Genomic DNA, 16498 nt, shown 5'->3' on the forward strand with positions numbered 1-16498 from the left:
GCAATGTCTCCAAGGTTGCGGTACCGTCGCTAAAGAAGCTGTTATCTCTGTTTGCTGGCTGCGAAAGCCGGAATATTGTGCAGAAGGCGAAGGAGCCGCACCCATGGACAAAGCCATGCTCATCGTGAACCCTAATTCGGGAAAGAAAGAAGGGCGTGCTCTTTCGGAACGGGTGGCGGCGCACCTTGGCGAGCATTTTTCCAGCGTGGACGTGCGGCTGTCGTCGTGCGCGGCCGATGTCGAAGCGTGGGCGCGTGAAGCGCGCGAGCAGGAATACGACGCCTTGTTCGTCATGGGAGGAGACGGCACGGTGGGCTTGAGTTTTCACGGGCTGTTTGACGGCGCGTGCGAAAGCAGCCGCCTGCCTGCTTTCGGCCTGATTCCCGGAGGTACGGGCAACGGGTTGGCTCGTACTATCGGCGTTGCGCCTGATGCTTTGCGGGCGGTTGAGTCATACGATTTCTCCGAAACCACTCTTCTTGATGTCGGGCTGGTCAACGGGCGGCCGTTCGCCTATACCGTAACAGGGGGAACGCTGCCTGAGGGCATTCGAAAAGTGTCGCCCGAGCTCAAATCTCGATACGGGTTTCTCGCCTACGTGGCAAGCACTATTTTGCGCATGGGCGATGGAGAGCATCATGCTCTGCGTATCGTGGTCGATGGGGAAGAGCGCAAGGAAGACATCAGCTCGTTTTCGGCATTTTCCGCGAATGCCTTGGCGAATGAGTTTTCCAGGTACCAGACAAGCGTGGCCGACGGGGAGATTCATTTGATTGCGCTCAGGGACGCATCGCTTCCTTCCCTGCTTGCTCTTCTTCCGGACATATTGATGCATGCTGTGGACGGGGACGACCGTGTGCTTTTCCTGCACGGAAAGACAATCGAGATTTCGTGCGTCGATGGTGGGCTTTGCTGTGGGGTCGACGGTGACGACGGCCCGTGCCTGCCCGTCAAACTCACCGTTCGTCCGGGTGCGTTGCGCATGTTTGCCTTGAAGAAAGAGTAGTTGCTTGGCAATGGGCTGGAAGCTCGATGAAGCTGTGCCATTGATGGGAGAGGAACACGCTTGATAGCGCGGTTTCTACCTACACCCCGAACTGCATGGCACAGTAGCGCGCGTAGGTGCCGCCGAGGGCGATTAGCTCGTCATGCGTGCCCTCTTCGACAACGTGCCCTTCGTCGACGACGGCGATTTTATCGGCGTTGCGAATGGTGGAAAGCCTATGCGCGATCACGAGCGTGGTGCGTCCTTTTGAAAGCTCAGCCAGCGATTCTTGCACATGGCGTTCGCTTTCGTTATCAAGCGCGCTGGTTGCTTCGTCCAAGATTAGGATCGGCGGGTTTTTCAAGAAGACGCGGGCAATGGAGATACGCTGCTTCTGGCCGCCCGAAAGGCGCGCACCGCGCTCGCCCACGTAGGTGTCGTAGCCGTTTTCGAATTCCATAATAGTGTCGTGAATGTTTGCGCGTTTGGCCGCCTCGATCACTTCGGCGTTGCTCGCCTCGGGGTTGCCGTAGAGGATGTTGTCGCGGATGGTGCCGTCGAACAGGTATACATCCTGCTGCACGATGCCTACGGTGCGGCGCAGCGACGCCAGCGTGACGTCGCGCACGTCGGCGCCGTCGATGCTCACGCGCCCCTCGCACACGTCGTAGAAGCGAGGGAGCAGCGAACACGTGGTGGTTTTGCCGCCGCCGCTCGGTCCCACGAGAGCCGTGGTTTTACCGGCAGACGCATGCAGGGTGAAGCCATGCAAGACCTCGGTCGCATCGTCATAGGAGAACGAGACGTTTTCGTAGCGGATGTCTCCGCGTACGCCCGAACCGCCCGTTTCGTTCGAGCTGCTGTTTGCGCATGCGGCCCTCTCCAGCTCTACGGCTCCTGGACGGTCCTGGATGGCGGGCGTGATTGCCATGATTTCTGCGAAGCGGCGGAACCCTGCATAACCTTTCTGGAACTGTTCGGCGAAGTTGATAAGCTGTTCGATCGGCGAGAGGAAGATGCCGATATAAAGGGCGTAGATTGCCAGATCGGTTGGCTCGATTTGTCCCTGCACCATGAAGTAGCCGCCGCCTACGACAACGATGGTATAGAGCAGGCCTGTGAACAGGGAATTCACGGCATGAAAGCGTCCCATGAACTTATACGAACGCTCTTTCGTATCAACGAACAGGCGGTTGGTGTGCTCGAACTTCTTTGCTTCGAGTACTTCGTTGCCGAACGATTTCACCACGCGCATGCCGCCAAGGGCGTCTTGGATGCGCGAATTGACGCCCGCCATGGTGCGGCGATTCTCGGTGAAAATGACGCGTTTGCGATAGTTGATCCATGCCGCATAGGCTGCCATAACCACAGTGCACACAAGCATAATCAGCGTCAGCGGCACGTTGATGAAGAACAGCAGCACGAATGATCCGATGATTTTCAGCGAGCAAATGAAGATGTTTTCAGGTCCGTGATGTGCCAGCTCCGATACGTCGAACAGGTCGGTGACCAGGCGGCTCATCATTTCGCCGGTGTTGTTCTTGTCGTAATACGAAAAGCTGAGGCGTTGGTATTGGTCGAACAAATCGGCGCGCATATCGGCCTCCATACGTGCGCCCATGACGTGGCCCCAACGGGCGATGAACCATTGGCAGCCCGTGCGCAGCAGGTAGAGGGCGACCATGCCAACACAGATGAGCCCGAGCGCGCCTAAGACGACGGGCGCTGGCTGCAAGAAGAAATCACGCGTGAAGAAGTTGAGCAGCTGGGGAAACGCCAGGTCGATGCAGGCGAGCAAGGTGGCGCACACCAAATCGAACCAGAAGAGGAACTTGTACTTGCTGTAATAGCCTATGAACTTCTTAAACACCTGGGCGCCAGAAATAGACGGCGCATGAGATGTGGCGGTGCTTTGGGCGGGAGAGGTCGATGGGGACACGGATATCCTTTCGTTGCGCGAGGCAATCGAGCGCGGTTCGTATGATTTGGAAAACGCGGTCTATGGTAGTACGTCTGCTGCACGCCGGCGAGCGATGCGCCCAAGAGAGCAGGGAATCTGCAAGTGCGGTGCATGCGGCGGTGAAGTTGCCTTTTGCGGCAAGGCTTCGGCAGCGCGGCAGAAGATGTCGTCGCTCCGAGGTTCTCGTCCGAAATCAACAGTATTGCTGATTTGCGTCTATCTGCAACAGAGCTGACACATGGTATCGCTACCATGCACGACAAACGAAGCGCCGCCGCTTATCGAAGGTCTGCGACGTTCGTCGATCAGAAGGGGTGCATCATGATTAAACCGCGAACCGTAGGCATTGTGGGTATGGGACATGTGGGCGCTCATGTGGCTAACAGCCTGTTGCTGCAGGGGTTGGCGGACGAGCTCTATTTGTGCGATATCGATTTCGTTAAATCTGCGTCCGAGACGCAGGATTTGCGCGATTCGCTTATGTTCTGTCCGTACAACGCTAGAATCATCGACTGCCAGGACCGCTATGAGGAGCTTGCGGACTGCGATGTCATTGTCAACGCCGCAGGCAAGGTATCGTTGGCCGCCGGTAATCGAGACGGTGAGCTTTTCTTTACTACGGATACCTGCCGTGCCTTCGCCAACCGCATCGTCGACGCTGGCTTCGACGGTATCTGGGTTTCTGTCTCCAATCCCTGCGATGTGATCTGCACGGAGCTCTGGCATCTTACCGGATACGACCCTTCTCGCATTATCGGTTCGGGTACTGGTTTGGATTCCGCGCGCTTGCGCTCTCAGATTTCGCTTGCCTGCAATCTGGACCCCAAGTCAATTAACGCTTACATGATCGGCGAGCACGGAGCGTCCATGCTCGCCGCTTGGAGGTCCGCCTCGATTTCTGGCAAGCCTCTGGCGCAGTTGGCGGAAGAAGAGCCCGATCGTTTCGCCTTTGACTTGGCCGATATAGAAGACAAGGCCCGTCAGGGCGGCTACGTTGCCTACGCCGGCAAGCAGTGCACCGAATATGCCGTGGCCAATGCAGCTGTGCGTGTGGTTGCCGCAGTGCTGCATGACGAACATGCCGTGATGGGCGCATCCACCCTCTTGACGGGTCAGTACGGCGAAGAGGGAATCTTTACCTCGCTGCCCTGTATCATCGGGCGCAACGGTGTCGAGCGCGTTATGGAGCTCGATCTCTCCCAGGGTGAGCTTGAGGCGTTTCATGCCAGCTGCCAGCACATTCGCGACAACATCGGCCGTCTTGCCTGGTGGTAGGTTGCAAGAAGACGCACAAGGGCAGCTCGGCCCGACTTCTGCGCTTCCGAAATGGAAAAATGCACGAAAACGCGGTCAATCACTCGAGTTTTGTACGAAACGTATCAAAACGACTGCATCGGAGCCCTGCGCAGGTCCGAAAGGCTTTAGCTTAATCAACATAATACTGCTTTATGTTGATTATCATTGTCTTATTTGGCTCGCACAATCTGGCTAATGATACGTTTCGTACAAAAACTGAGTTTGCAGCAGCGAATTCGTGCACTATAGGCGTGTACGTACCGCCAGCATGTCGGATGCTGCTTTCGTACCCAGGTGGATTCGGGGCGCAAAGGCGCTCTGGCAACCGCTATGCGAGACCAACGGCATTGTATCTTTTTCGCACGTGTCGCTTTTCCAAACGGAGCTGCGATGCCGACAATCGATGCGCCGCTGGTATGTAAGCCAAATTGTAGGAATATGCCCCGATAAGTAAAAAGACGGGCGGAAGCCTTTTTGGATTTCCGCCCATCTCGTCTTGTCGTCCGTTTTCGCCTCCAGGCGTGCTATCGGGCGTCCTCTTGCGTCCTGTCAGGCGCTATGCCCACTTCAAAAACGCGCGGTAGGCCTTGAGCGTCTCGTAGAGGTCGGCCTTGTCGACGACCTCCCACGGCGCGTGCATGTTGAGCACGGCCACGCCGCAGTCAATCACGTTCATTCCGTATTTGGCGAGGATATAGGCGATGGTGCCGCCGCCTCCAACATCGACTTTACCCAGTTCAGCGGTCTGGAACGCAGCATCGCCCTTTTCCATGATGGCACGGATGCGTGCCATGTATTCGGCGTTGGCGTCGTTGGACCCGCTTTTGCCACGGCTGCCGGTGAACTTGTTGAACACCACGCCGCGACCGAGATACGCCGCGTTCTTCGTCTCGAACGCGCTTGCGTAGGACGGATCGAAGCCTGCAGAAACGTCGCTGGAAAGCATGCTTGAGTTTGCCAGGCAGCGGCGCAGCGGCAAATCGCTCGCCTGTCCCGCAAGATCCATGATTTCGGCGATGGTGTTCTCGAAGAACATGGAGGTCATGCCCGTGGCACCGACGCTGCCGATTTCCTCTTTGTCCACAAGAATGCACACGCCCGTTTTCTCCAGGTCGCTTGCTTCGAGCTGGGCGATCAGGCTGGGGTAGGCGCATACGCGGTCATCGTGGCCGTAGCCGATCACCATGGATTTGTCGAAGCCGCAGTCGCGGGCGGCGCCTGCAGGAACCACCTCAAGCTCGCTCGAGAGGAAGTCAGCCTCCGTCATATCGTATTTTTCAGCAAGGATGGACAGCAGCAGCGCCTTGACGGGTTCCTTTTCCGCCAGTTTATCCAGCTCGTCGGCTTGGGCACCGGCTGCCTTTTGATGCGCATCGGCGGCTTTTGCGGGGCGGCTCCCAACGAGGATGTCGAGATTTTCGCCTTCAACCACTTCGGACGCCTTTTTTTGAAGCTGGTCTTGTGCCAGGTGCACCAGCAGGTCGGTGACGCAGAACACGGGGTCACCTTCGTCTTCGCCCATGTTCACCTCGACGACGCTGCCGTCTTTCTTGGCGATTACGCCATGGATGGCCAAGGGCAGCGTGACCCATTGGTATTTCTTGATGCCACCGTAATAATGCGTGTCAAGCAGCGCGAATCCGCCCGCTTCATACAGCGGGTTCTGCTTGATGTCCAGGCGGGGGCTGTCAATGTGAGCGCCAAGGATGTTCAGGCCCTCTTCCATGGGGCGGCGGCCGATTTGCGCCAGGATGACCGACTTGCCGAAGCATTCGGCGTACACTTTATCGCCCGCTTTGAGCACGGCGCCCGCTGCCCGCGCTTCGTCAATGGAGATATAGCCTGCCGTGCGTGCCATGGACACGGCCGTGGCTGCGCATTCGCGCTCGGTCTTGTTTTTGGTGATGAACGTTTTGTAGTCGGCGGCGAAGGCCTCGACTTTCGCGAGGTCGGCTTCGTCGTAAGAAAGCCACGCGTTTCTATGTTCCATGATGCTTCTTTCTCTCGGCTCAATCCGGGCGCGTGTCCTTGCAGCGTGCGGTCGCGCTCGGACATGGTTGCTGATGCGGGCATGGTACCACGCGGGGGTGGAGGCATTGTGCAAGGTGCTTTTGGTGCAATTTTCGTGAAGCAGGGCAACTGCTTGACGCTATTTTTGCCAAGAGGTCGTTTCAAATACGTTTCTGAAGCATATAATGTTCCGTTATAACGTTTCAGCCTCGAAGATGAAGGAGAAGCCATATGGCGTTCTATTATGAGGAGCCCTCGCGCACCTTTAACGAGTACCTGCTGGTTCCCGGTCACACGCCCGCCAGCTGCATTCCGACGAAGGTCAGCCTGAAAACGCCGTTGGTTCGTTACCGCAAAGGCGAGGAGGAATGCCCCCTTTCGCTGAACATCCCCATGGTTTCCGCCATTATGGCCGCCGTCTCCGACGATCGCATGGCCGTGGCGCTTGCAACCGAGGGCGGTCTGTCCTTCATCTATGGCAACCAGACCATCGAAGACCAGGCTGCCATGGTCTCTCGCGTAAAGCAGCACAAGGCGGGATTCGTCGTAAGCGACGCAACCCTTTCTCCGGATATGACGCTCGATCAGGTGCTCGAGCTCAAGGAGGCAACGGGCCACTCCACCATGCCCGTTACCGACGACGGCGAGCCCCACGGTAAGCTGCTCGGCGTGGTGACTGAGCGCGACTACCGTCTGTCCCGCATGTCTTTGGACGCCAAGGTCGTCGATTTCATGACCCCGCGCGAAAAGCTCATCGTCGCTCCCGCGGAAACCTCTCTCAAGGAAGCAAACGACATCATCTGGGAGCACAAGCTCAACAGCCTTCCCCTTGTTGATGCCGAAGACCGTCTTGTCTATATGACCTTCCGCAAAGACTACGATTCCCACAAAGACAATCCGCTCGAGATGCTCGATGCCGAAAAGCGCTACATCGTGGGTGCTGGCATCAACTCCCGCGACTACGCCGAGCGCGTTCCTGCCCTGGTCGAAGCCGGTGCGGACGTGCTGTGCATCGACTCCTCTGAAGGCTTCTCTGACTGGCAGAAGATGACCATCGAATGGGTGCGCGAGCACTACGGCAACGATGTGAAAATCGGCGCAGGCAACGTGGTGGACCGCGAGGGCTTCCGCTTCCTGGCAGAGGCCGGCGCAGACTTCGTCAAGGTGGGCATCGGCGGCGGTTCCATCTGCATCACGCGTGAGACCAAGGGCATCGGTCGCGGCCAGGCAACCGCTACCATCGAAGTTGCCAAGGCGCGCGACGAGTACTTCGAGGAGACCGGCATCTACGTGCCCATCTGCTCTGACGGCGGCATCGTTTACGACCATCACATCTCTTTGGCGTTGGCCATGGGCTCCGACTTTGTCATGCTGGGCCGCTACTTCGCCCGCTTCGACGAGAGCCCCTCGAGCAAGGTCGTCGTCAACGGCACCTATATGAAGGAGTATTGGGGCGAGGGTTCTGCCCGTGCTCGCAATTGGGGCCGTTACGACCTGGGTGGCAAGAAGTCCCTTTCTTTCGAGGAGGGCGTCGACTCTTACGTTCCCTATGCAGGCAGCCTGAAGGACAATATTGCCGTTACGCTGCTTAAGATTCGCTCCACCATGTGCAACTGCGGTGCTCTTACCATTCCCGAGTTCCGCGATAAGGCGAAGCTTACGGTTGTTTCTTCGACGTCCATCGTCGAAGGCGGTGCTCACGACGTCCTTCTGAAGGATAAGACTCCTTACGTGAGCAAGGTGCGCTAAGCGCCAACTCTGTCCACCGAGGAAAGTAGTTCTCATCAGGTACGTAAAGAACATATCCGCGTTGCTGCTGGCTGGCGTGCTGGCAGCAACGCCTTTCATACCCATGGCCCCTTCCGAGGCGTGGGCGGATGATGTTTCCGATGCTCAGGCTACGCTCGAGCAGGCGGAAGAGCGTCTGACCCAGATCAGCCAGGAGCATGCGAAGCTGCAAGAGGAGGCCGAAGGCCTGCAGACTCAGATTGATGCTGCTATCGAAGGGGTTATGGACGCTCAGTCTGAGGTTCAAGAGGGCCGAGAGCATCTCGGCGAAATGCTCTCTTGCGAGTACAAGACGGGCGGCATCGGTTTGCTTACGGTCTTGTTCGAATCCGAGAACCTTAACGAGCTCGTCAACAATCTCCATTATCTCGATGCCGTCCAGCAGGCGCAGGCAGATGAAATCGAGCTGCAGCGCCAGCGCCAGGAAGCGTTCAATACCGCCCTTGACGATTTGAACACCAAGAAAGACGAGCAGATGAAGAAAATCTCCGAGGCGGAGCAAAAAACCGCCGAGGCTGCTCAGGTTGTGTCCAACGCCGAAACGAAGCTTGCCGATGCGAAAGACGCCGCTGCTGAAGCCAAGCGTCTTGCCGAGCTCAAGGCGCAAGCTGAAGCTTTGGCGAAGGAGCAGGAGGAAAAGCAAGCTGCTGTCGAAACGCCCGTCGACCCTGAGCCCGAGACGTCCACTCAATCTGAAAGTGCCGATAATGGCAGCACAGAATCGAACTCTGATAATGCCGGTTCGAATACGGGCAATTCGGGAGGGTCTTCTTCGGGCGGAAACACTGGCGGATCTTCCGATTCTCAGACCGGCTGGAAGACGGGCTCTGCTTCGGCGTACGGCTCGGAAAGCGATGGCACGCTTGGTGCTGCGACGGCCACGGGCGCCATTGTGACCGAAAGCTCGATGGGTGTTGCCGTTCCTCTTTCGTGGCCGAATGCCCGTTCGTATTTGGGCAGGCAGGTCGAAATCAGCTATAGCGGCATGACCGTGATCGCTACGGTCAATGACCTTGGAGGTATGGGCGGCGGCTCGCGCTCTCTCGATTTGCAACCGGGCGTATGGCGTGCGTTTGGCGCAAGCTCATGCTTCGATTGGGGTGTGCGCACAGTGAGCTATCGCTTCCTGTAAGGCTGTTTTCTGCGGGGTCGTTTCTTATAGAGAGATCGCCTTTGAAGAATCGCTTCCTGCCGAGGCATTTCTTGCGGATCGCATCGCTTTCTGTAGAATCGCTCTCGCGGACGACGACGCTTTCTATGGAACCGTTTCTGATGGATGGCATCGCTTTCCGCAGAGCTGCCGTATAGACATTGAGTTCGAAAAGCGCTCGGGGTTTCCCGAGCGCTTTTGCTTGCTGGCTACAGCTCGGCGCGTGCGTAGCTGCGCCGAGAAAGCCGCCTGTTTTGCGGGTTGAGCCGATTGCCCTGTGGCTCGTGACTATTGCGGTCGGCACCGTCATGCACGTGTTTTGCGGGTTGAGTCGATTGCCCTGCGATTTGTGGTCAAAAAGCCCTACTTGGGGGACTGTTTTGCGTTGATGCCTTCATCGATGGTCAATTTGTGCGACTTAGGGGAAGTGGGGCACTTGGGATGCGTGGATTGCCTATAAAGCCGGTCATTTGACCTGGGGTTTTGCTAGGAAGAAAAAACGTGGTTTTACGCGGGAGGGAATCGAATCAATTTCCAGCAGCGAGCGGTATGTAATAGCCGACGAGCGGCACTCTCCGTTCCCCTAACTCACTATTTTTGACCACGAACCGCAGCCGGCACCTCCAGCTTTCCCCCAATGTGCCCTCTTTGACCACCCGAAGAGCTCGCGATTTGCCGGGAAGCCTTCCAATCGCGGAAGCTCGGATTCAAAGCCGTGGGCAACGGTCGCTTCTCGAAAGGGCTTGCTGAGGGGGGGCTGAAGGGGCTTGCTGAAGGGGCTTGCTGAAAAAAAGGGGGGGCTGAAGGGCCGCGACGAGAGTAGGGGATTTTTTCTTATGATTCCCTCATTCTTGCATGCCGCCGTATAATAGGACGAATTCGTGTTTCAAAGGCCGCGAGGCCGTACACTGAGCGATCATCAGGAGCTGCAGATGAAAGAATACAACCCTCATGAAATAGAGCCGCGATGGCAGGCGGTATGGGAGGAGAGCGGCCAGAACGTCATGGCCGAGGATTCTTCCAAGCCTAAGAAATATGTGCTCGAAATGTTCCCGTATCCTTCGGGCGATCCTCATATGGGTCATGCGCGCAACTATTCCATTGGTGACGTTATCGCCCGCTATTCCAAGATGTGCGGTTATGACGTGCTTCATCCTATGGGTTGGGACGCTTTCGGTCTTCCTGCGGAAAACGCGGCAATCAAGCATAATGGTCATCCCGCCACGTGGACGTACGGCAATATCGAAACCCAGCGCAACGTGTTCAAGCGCATGGGCTTTTCCTACGACTGGGATCGTACGGTGCGCACGTGCGATAAGGAATACTATCGTTGGGGCCAGTGGATTTTCCTCAAGATGTGGGAGAAAGGTCTGGTTGAGCGTCGCAGCAATCCGGTGAACTGGTGCGAATCCTGCCATACCGTGCTTGCGAACGAGCAGGTTACCGACGGCGTATGCTGGCGTTGCGGCGATGCCGTTGAACGCCGCGAGCTTGAGCAGTGGTATTTCAAGATTACCGACTACGCTCAGGAGCTTCTTGATGACCTGGACAAGCTTGATGGCTGGCCGGAGCGCGTCAAGCAGATGCAGGCAAATTGGATTGGTCGCTCCGAAGGCGCTGAGGTCGATTTCACCCTGTGCGATGCTGAAGGCAATCCTATGGAGGGCCATGACATCACCGTTTTCACCACACGCCCCGATACGTTGTTCGGCTGCTCCTTCTTCCTGCTTGCTCCCGAGTATGACGGCCTGATTGAGCTGGTTGAGGGCACCGAGTACGAAGCCGCCGTACGTGAGGTCATGGAGGGCGCCGAGAAGGTGACTGCGGTCGAGCGCGCCCAAGGAGAGCTCGAAAAGCACGGTGCGTTCACGGGTCGTTATGTGGTAAATCCCATCAATGGCAAGAAGGTTCCCGTATGGGTTGCCGACTATGTCGTGGCCGATTACGGAACCGGCGCGGTTATGGCTGTTCCGTGCGGTGATCAGCGCGACTTCGAATTCGCCCGCAAATATGATCTTCCCGTTCCTCCCATCATTCTTCCGAAAGAGGACGAGCTGTACGAGCAGCTTAAAGACCAGCAGGATATGGTGGTCGAAAACGTCGATTGGGAGCAGTCCTTCGAGGCAACGGGCTATTTGGTGCAGTCCGGCAAATACACCGGCATGGAGGGCGGAAAGCATTCTCCTGCCGTGGACGCAATCATCGCCGACCTTGAGGCGCAGGGTAAGGGCAAGCTTTCCGTGCAGTTCCGTCTGCGCGATTGGTTGATCAGTCGTCAGCGTTACTGGGGCAATCCGATTCCTGCGATCTATTGCGACGAGTGCGGCATTGTCCCTGTTCCCGAAGAGGATTTGCCGGTCGAGCTGCCGCTTGACCTTGATATCACCAAGGGCGAGCAGCTGGCTGATCATGCTGAATTCGTCGAATGCACGTGTCCGAAGTGCGGCCGTCCCGCTCGTCGCGAGACCGACACCATGGATACGTTCACCTGCTCGAGCTGGTACTATCTGCGCTATTGCGATCCTCATAACGAAGAGCTGCCGTTCGCTCCTGAAAAAGCGAACCGCTACATGCCGGTCGATCAGTATATCGGCGGTATCGAGCACGCTATTCTGCACCTGCTGTACTCGCGTTTCTTCACCAAGGTCCTGCGCGATGCCGGCATGGTCGATTTCGATGAGCCGTTCACCAACCTGTTGTGTCAGGGCATGGTGAAAGACGAGCATGGCGAAACCATGTCCAAGTCGAAGGGTAACGTTGTTTCTCCGGTAGATATGATGGACGAATACGGCGCGGACGCCGTCCGTACCTACATTTTGTTTATGGCTCCTCCCGATAAGGACCTCGATTGGAACGAGGCTGGTCTTGGCGGTATCTACCGCTTCCTGAATCGCGTGTGGCGTATTGCGTATGACCTGATGGGTGAAGCGGGAGACGATACGTATTACCAGGAAGGCGCCGCAACGCCCGAGCAGGCCGCAGAGGCTGCGAAGATTTTGCTGCGTGAGCGCCATCGCGTTGTGGGCAAGGTGACCGACGATTTCGATCGCAACAACTTCAACACCGCCATCGCCGCAATCATGGAGTTGGTCAATGCCGCAGGCGATTACCTGCGTAAAGCAGCCCCTGATCAGCGTGATGCTGCGCTTGGCCGCGAGGTAGCCGAGACCATCGTCAAGCTGCTCGCTCCGATGTCTGCTCATCTTTCCGAAGAGCTGTGGCATACGCTCCTCGGTCACGAGACCAGCGTTCATAGCGAGGCGTGGCCGACGTTCGATCCCGAGATGGCGAAGGCCGACGAAGTGGAGCTTGCCGTTCAGGTCAATGGCAAGGTGAAGTCCCGCATCACGGTTGCCGCCGATGCGGATGAGGCTGCAATCCTCGAGGTTGCTCTGAGCGCCGTTTCCAACGCGCTCGAAGGCAAGAACGTGGTAAAGAAGATCGTCATTCCCGGTCGCTTGGTAAATATCGTCGCCAAATAGGGCCTCTTGAGAATCCCTCCGATACGTCGGGGGGATTTTTTTGGCGATGGATGCCGTTTACGGCGGCGCTTTTGTGTTGCATTCTTGCAGCTCGCTTCCTTTTCCCGTGAATGTTTCCCACGATGCGAAAAGGGTGTGCTACCGATGGAGTAGGATTCTGCCTGCAACGCAAAAGTCGAAGAATGCCGAATGGGTGCATTCGCGATTCTTGCCTCGATGCCGAAGATGCAATCTGCTAAGCCAGACAAAACGGATTGTCCGATGTTTGGGGCGTTCATGCTGAAGACGGCGTGGTTGCAACGTGGCGGTTTATGGGAAGGGGCATCTTGATCCGCGGATTTCTCAAAGGCATAGGAGCCTGCGTGCTTGCGTGCGTGCTTGTTGTCGCAGGCGTGAACGCTTGGGTTATTCTGTCTTCCAAAGGAAGCATGGAATCGCTCGACGAAGCCGTATACACCTCGAGCGATCCGTGCGACTGCATCATCGTGTTAGGGGCAAGCGTTTATGCGGACGGAACGCTTTCTCCCATTCTTCAAAGCCGGGTCGATGCTGCTATCCAGCTTTACAAGCGCGGTGTCGCTCCCGTCATCGTGATGTCGGGAGACGGTCGCGAGGCGAACTATAACGAACCTTCCGCCATGAAGGAATACGCGGTTTCCTGCGGCGTTTCTGCGGATGATGTTTTTTGCGATCCCGGTGGATACAACACCTACGACACCATGTGGCGCGTATCGAGGGTGTTCGGGGCGGAAAGCTGCCTCGTGGTCACCCAGGAGTATCATCTCTATCGCGCGGTTTTCGATGCCCAGGGCGTCGGGATGGACGCTCGCGGTATCGTGAGCGACGAAGGAACGTATACCGATCAGCTTTGGTACGATATCCGCGAGATTGCAGGGCGGACGCACGATTTCTGGAATATCGCCATTGGCGCCGTCCCGGACAATCCAGGCGCGGCTATCAGCTTGTAATGTGCGGATTGCCGTGGGGTAATCGGCTTCAGGCGGACGCATCGTTCGTCTTCGTCTTCGCGAACGCTATACTGATCGATGTTCGCGTCGATAAGGAGAGTTCATGGGCATTGCCGACGAAGCGGCGCTGTATGCGCTGGGATATTGGATGCACGAAAACCATCCTTCCCGTATTTCGGGGTTGTGCCTCAATGACATCCAACGAAAAACTCCTTGCGATGAATGCAGCGCGGTCTGTCCCGCCGGTCTTTCGATTCACGAGAAGAATCCCAATTGGAAAGGCTGCACAGATTGCGGCCTGTGCGTGACGGCGTGTCCCACACAGGCCATCAACGCGTCGGGCGCATCGTGCAAGCAGGTTGATTCCGCGGTCGACGCCGCGCAAGGGTGCGTGGTCTTGGCGTGTCGGCGCTACGAAGGGGCAGCGGACGCGGTCCTTGCCTGCCTTGCGTCGCTTTCTTGGGATGAAATTGCCGCGATAGCGCTGCGCATTCCCGTTGTTCTCAAGACCGGTCCCTGTAAAACCTGCCCCGATGCCCGAGCGGTGTCGTGCTTGAAGGAAACGATTCGTCACGTCAAAGACTTCTACGGATCGGAAGAGTTTTCTCGTCGCGTGTTTCCCCGCATTCCGTCTGCGCTTGCGCAAGAGCACGCCGAAGGCCGCGCGTCGGGAGCGCAGCGACGCCGCATGTTTTCCACCTTTGCCGACAGTGTCAAAGAGGGCACGGCTCGCTTGTCGGGAAACGAAGAGCCGCCTTCTGTCTCCCGTTCGCGGGCGATGCTTCTTGATGCGTTGGTATCGCTTCCTCTCGAAGAGCGTCCGGCTGTCCGCTGGCTCATCCTTTCGGAAGATGGGGCGTGTCGCGGTTGCGGCATATGCGTCAAGATGTGCCCGCACGGCGCTTTGTCTTTTGCAGCGGATATCGAAGGAACGCATTGCTCGGATGATTCCGTTCCCCGGTTTTTGGCTCATGACGCAAGCCGCTGCACGCAATGCGGGCTGTGCTATCTAAGCTGCCCGGAGGATAATCTGGGAGGATGGGTCGAATTGCGCACGTCGGAGGTTCCGGCGTTGGCGTGCAACCCCATCCATGTGGCTCGATGCGAAAAATGCGGTCGTTTCTTCAAGGAGGAAAAGGGGAGAACAATTTGTCCCGCATGCTCGCGCTTCCGTTTTCGTCCCTAGTCGTATGCCGCTACAGCTCCGTATTCGATACGAGGTCGCTGAGCTCTTGACGCGAATGGATGTCGAGCTTTCCGTAGATATGCTTGCAGTGCGTGCGAACCGTGTTCTCCGATATGAAGAGGTCCTCGGCAATGGCGACCATGGAGCGGCCGCGCGCGATAAGCTCCATGACCTCGGTTTCGCGCGAGGAAAGGCCGTACTGCACTTTCACGACCAGGCACTGCTTCGAAAGACGGTCGGTGATGACGTGTCCGTCGCTTGCGATGGCTTTCTTCTGCTTCCTTGTTTTTCCGGCGTTTTTCTCCGGGGCCGTTGAGGCTTTCTCCTTGCTGCGTGCATTGGTGGCGGTGAATTCGATTTGGCTTGTCGATTCGGGTGTGGCTTGTCCGGCGAAAGAGCCCGTGGATGCAAGAAGCGCCATGCCAAGCACGTAAGCGGCTATGAGCGAGAGCAGCGTTACCTGCTCGACGCCGAAGATCGCCACGTCGTTTGCGAACCATCCCAGGAGAAATCCGACACTTTGCATGACGTATGCGACGCTTCCGAAGAAACCGTATGCGAACACGGGGTTCGTGCCGCGGTCTCGGGATGTTTGGGCGCATTGCATCATCATGATTAGCAGGATGAGGGAAAACGTCATGTACGTTAGGCCTGCGAACAGGCTCAAGCCCGCATGGTGCATGAAGGGGAAGAGCAGCAGTCCCGTAATGATGACGGGATAGACCGTTCGGAAGATGGTGCGAAGGCCGAAGCGGACCGACGAAGTCAGCCATAGCGCCAGCAGGATTAATCCGGCTATCAGAGACCCCGTCATGGAGGCGGAGTTCACCACGTCCGATACGGCGGGATTGACGATTTCCACGCCGCGCGCCAGGCCGCTTGAAAACGCGATAGCTCCGACGCAGAGGGCGTCCGCCCGAGAGTCCTTGAGAAGTTGGAGGTAGACCTGCGGGTGCTCCCGGGGAATATCCTCGAACATCGGTTGGTCGAAGGTCATTTCGCGTACGGAAAGCGAAAGACACAGCGCGCAGATGGGCAAAAAGACAAGGGGAACTAGAAACGCCGTGAGCGCGGTGGGCACGGCGTACAGGGCGAAGTAGCATACGCTCGCGAAGACCGTGCCGAGCGCGAGGCGGTAATTGCACGCCTTGCTGGGAATGGAGGAGAAATAGCGTTGCCAAAGCATGAACAGCCCTGCGGTTCCCACGCCGAGGAACACACCGCCCGCAAGAATGAAGAGAAGCGTGTATACGGGCAGATACATGGCGGCGATGATGCATGACGATCCGGAGAAGACCATGGCGGTGCTGAGGGTGACAAGCATGCGGCGCGCCTGCTTGGGGAAGTAGTATGAACCGAGCGTGCTTGCTATGAACGCGGCGCAGAAAGAAAACGTCTGGGAGAGGTAGAACGTCAGCGTTACTTCGTCGGTCTGGAAGTCTTTTGGCAAAAACGGAAAGATGCCGCCCCATATCTGGGCGGCGTTGATGACGAGGAAGATGGCGTAGCCGATGCTCGATACATGCGGCTTGAGAAGTGTGCGGTTCAAAAGGGCGTCCTTTCGCTCATGCCGTAAGTTTGGCAATGCGCGGGAAGATATGCAAGCGCATCAGGGGCATAGGGGATGAAATCACATGTGAGGTGTGATGCTTTCATCAGGCATTTTAGGTATC

The 16498-nt window shown here is 57.2% G+C and carries 10 protein-coding genes; 7 read left to right on the forward strand and 3 right to left on the reverse strand.

Translation table 11 applies throughout. The features are described 5' to 3' along the window. The first annotated feature begins 103 nt into the window (after positions 1-103). A complete protein-coding gene (locus tag HMPREF9451_RS00730) occupies positions 104-1006 on the forward strand; it encodes a diacylglycerol/lipid kinase family protein (RefSeq protein ID WP_009138382.1) in 903 nt (300 codons plus the stop codon). A gap of 79 nt (positions 1007-1085) precedes the next feature. Here the strand turns inward: HMPREF9451_RS00730 and HMPREF9451_RS00735 are convergent, their stop codons facing one another. Then, entirely contained in the window at positions 1086-2924 is a 1839-nt protein-coding gene (locus HMPREF9451_RS00735; RefSeq protein ID WP_009138383.1) for an ABC transporter ATP-binding protein, read from the reverse strand. Positions 2925-3266: 342 nt separating this feature from the next. Here HMPREF9451_RS00735 and HMPREF9451_RS00740 point away from each other — a divergent pair, with 342 nt between their 5' ends. Beyond that, complete coding sequence (locus HMPREF9451_RS00740; RefSeq protein ID WP_009138384.1) at positions 3267-4220, forward strand: lactate/malate family dehydrogenase; 954 nt, start codon at positions 3267-3269, stop codon at positions 4218-4220. Between the two features lie 577 nt (positions 4221-4797). On the opposite strand, the gene HMPREF9451_RS00745 is transcribed toward HMPREF9451_RS00740, so the two are convergent. Beyond that, a complete protein-coding gene (locus tag HMPREF9451_RS00745; protein ID WP_009138385.1) occupies positions 4798-6231 on the reverse strand; it encodes an aminopeptidase in 1434 nt (477 codons plus the stop codon). A 251-nt stretch (positions 6232-6482) separates the two neighbouring features. Here HMPREF9451_RS00745 and HMPREF9451_RS00750 point away from each other — a divergent pair, with 251 nt between their 5' ends. From HMPREF9451_RS00750 to HMPREF9451_RS00770, 5 genes are all read left to right on the forward strand, one after another. Then, entirely contained in the window at positions 6483-8000 is a 1518-nt protein-coding gene (locus tag HMPREF9451_RS00750; RefSeq protein WP_009138386.1) for an IMP dehydrogenase, read from the forward strand. 61 nt (positions 8001-8061) lie between these two features. Continuing rightward, on the forward strand, positions 8062-9171 hold the full coding sequence (locus HMPREF9451_RS00755; protein WP_232204079.1) for a coiled-coil domain-containing protein: 1110 nt from the start codon (positions 8062-8064) through the stop codon (positions 9169-9171). Positions 9172-10121: 950 nt separating this feature from the next. Next, the gene (gene leuS / locus HMPREF9451_RS00760; RefSeq protein WP_009138388.1) at positions 10122-12671 is read left to right on the forward strand and encodes a leucine--tRNA ligase; all 2550 of its coding nucleotides are present in this window, start codon (positions 10122-10124) and stop codon (positions 12669-12671) included. Positions 12672-12997: 326 nt separating this feature from the next. Continuing rightward, positions 12998-13639, forward strand: coding sequence for a SanA/YdcF family protein (locus tag HMPREF9451_RS00765; RefSeq protein ID WP_148508447.1), 642 nt, complete (start codon positions 12998-13000; stop codon positions 13637-13639). A gap of 103 nt (positions 13640-13742) precedes the next feature. Beyond that, positions 13743-14825, forward strand: coding sequence for a 4Fe-4S binding protein (locus HMPREF9451_RS00770; protein ID WP_009138390.1), 1083 nt, complete (start codon positions 13743-13745; stop codon positions 14823-14825). 10 nt (positions 14826-14835) lie between these two features. Here HMPREF9451_RS00770 and HMPREF9451_RS00775 read toward each other — a convergent pair whose 3' ends face one another. Beyond that, positions 14836-16374 (reverse strand): response regulator transcription factor, encoded by a 1539-nt coding sequence (locus tag HMPREF9451_RS00775; RefSeq protein WP_009138391.1) that lies wholly within the window; start codon positions 16372-16374, stop codon positions 14836-14838. Positions 16375-16498: the final 124 nt, after the last annotated feature.

Source organism: Slackia piriformis YIT 12062 (assembly GCF_000296445.1).
Lineage (GTDB): Bacteria > Actinomycetota > Coriobacteriia > Coriobacteriales > Eggerthellaceae > Slackia > Slackia piriformis.